Raw genomic sequence first — 1,915 nt, forward strand, 5'->3', positions numbered from 1 at the left:
CTCCGTGGTGGGCATGGGCAGGTCCCGGGGGAACGCGGGAGTCGTGCCCGCCGCCACGTCGCGGGCCAGGGCGCGGACCGCTTCGGGGATCCGCGGGGGCAGCGGGCGGGCCGCCAGGTGGGCGGCGGGGGCCGCCTCGATCACCGGGGTGATGGCGTTCAGCTGGGCCAGCAGCCGGGTCAGGTCCGGGCTGCGGCCGTGGTGGCGGGCGCGCCGGGCGAGGATCAGGTCGTAGGACTCGTTCAGGGACTGGGTGACCGCGCGGCGGGCCTCCTCGTAGGCCTCGGCGCGGTCGGTGCCGGCGGTGGCGAGCAGGTCGGCGACCGCGCGGTAGGTGGCGGCGACCGCGGTCCGCTCGGGTACCCCCGCGCGCAGCGGCCAGGCCAGCAGGGCGAGGAGCAGGACCAGCAGGCCGCCGCCGGTCATCAGGGCCGGGGCGAGCCACCAGGGGGAGGGCATCGGCAGGCCCGCGCCGACCACGCAGTTCAGGAGCAGCAGCAGGCCGGAGACCGAGGCCACCGCGCCGATCGTGGAGATCATGCCGGAGACCAGCGCGACGCCGGTGACCGCGGCGACCGCGTACCAGCCGTGCCCGTACACCAGGGTGCCCAGGGTCACCCCGACCGCGCCGAAGAGCTGGGGGACGGCGATGTTGAGGATGCGCATCCGGTAGGCGTCGGCGGTGTCGCCGATGACGCCGGACAGGGCGCCCATGGAGGCGAGGGCGCCGTAGGCGGGGCGGTCCGCGGCGAGGCCGGCCGCCAGCGGGAGGGCCATGGCGACGGCGGCGCGGGCCACGGCGGCCCAGTTGACCGGCGCCTGCTGGGGTCTGAGGTTCCGCACCAGCCAGTCCGGAGGGGTCAGGCCGATGGGGAACTCTCGGGGCATGGGCCCATTATGGGGGAGTGGTGAATTTCGGGGCGTTTCACCTCGGGCGGCAGGCGCGGGCCCCGTGGCCGACGAGCCGGCGGGACGGGGCTACGCGTCCTCGTCCACGCGGGTCAGGAACGCGGCGAGGTGCCGGTTGAACTCCTCGGGGCGCTCCAGGTTGGGCAGATGGGCGGCGCCCTCGACGACGTGCAGGGCCGAGTCGGGCAGGGCCGCGTGCATCTCCTCGGCGTCGGCGACGGGCGTGTAGGTGTCGTCGGCGCCGACCAGGACCAGGGCGGGCACGGCGACCCTCGTCAACAGGGCGCGGTAGTCGGGGCGTTCGGCCCGGCCGCGCAGGGCCGCCGCGGCGCCCTCGGGCGGGGTGGCCGACATCATGCGGTGCACATGCGCCTTGACCCCGGCGTCGGCGTAGGGGGCGACCATCTTCTCCAGCACCTCGTCGGCGTAGCCCCGCATGCCCTCGGCCAGCAGCCGGTCCGCCATGGCGTTGCGGACCCGCTTCCCCTCGGGGGACTCGGCGGCCGGGAAGGTGTCGGCGAGGACCAGGCCACGGATCCGGTCGCCGAAGCGGTCGTGGCACTCCATGACGATCTGGCCGCCCATGGACAGACCGGCCAGGACGAAGGAGTCCACGGTCAGGTGGTCCAGCAGCTCGGCGATGTCCTCGGCGTGGCGGGAGAGCGGGACCGTGCCGGGGGTCACGGGGGAGGCGCCGTAGCCGCGCAGATCGGGGGCGATCACCCGGCGGTCGGCGGAGAACTCCGCGAGCTGCGGGTCCCACATCGTGCGGTCGAAGGGGTGGCCGTGGACGAGGACGAGGGGGACCCCGGGAGAGGTTTCGGGGCCTTTGTCGGTGTATGCGAGGAAGGGGGGCATGGGCACGACCCTAGGTGCGGCCCTTCGCTCGGCGCAATAAGATCTTTGCCCTCGGTGCAATCCAACGCACCGGAGAACAGGGGGACTTGTGGACGACTACCGGCGCATCGCCGACCGGATCGCGGCCGACATCACCGGCGGGCGGCTC

At 74.6% G+C, this 1,915-nt stretch carries 2 protein-coding genes; both read right to left on the bottom strand.

Features of this window, described 5'->3' with window-relative positions:
• The coding region (locus tag H5J33_RS33400) for a YccS/YhfK family membrane protein (RefSeq protein ID WP_258565583.1) at nt 1–888 on the bottom strand (888 nt) is incomplete at its 3' end.
• A gap of 90 nt (nt 889–978) precedes the next feature.
• On the bottom strand, nt 979–1,767 hold the full coding sequence (locus H5J33_RS33405; RefSeq protein ID WP_181798440.1) for an alpha/beta fold hydrolase: 789 nt from the start codon (nt 1,765–1,767) through the stop codon (nt 979–981).
• Between the last annotated feature and the right edge of the window lie 148 nt (nt 1,768–1,915).

Origin of the sequence: Streptomyces sp. WELS2 (genome assembly GCF_013870595.1) — a bacterium.
GTDB lineage: Bacteria > Actinomycetota > Actinomycetes > Streptomycetales > Streptomycetaceae > Streptomyces.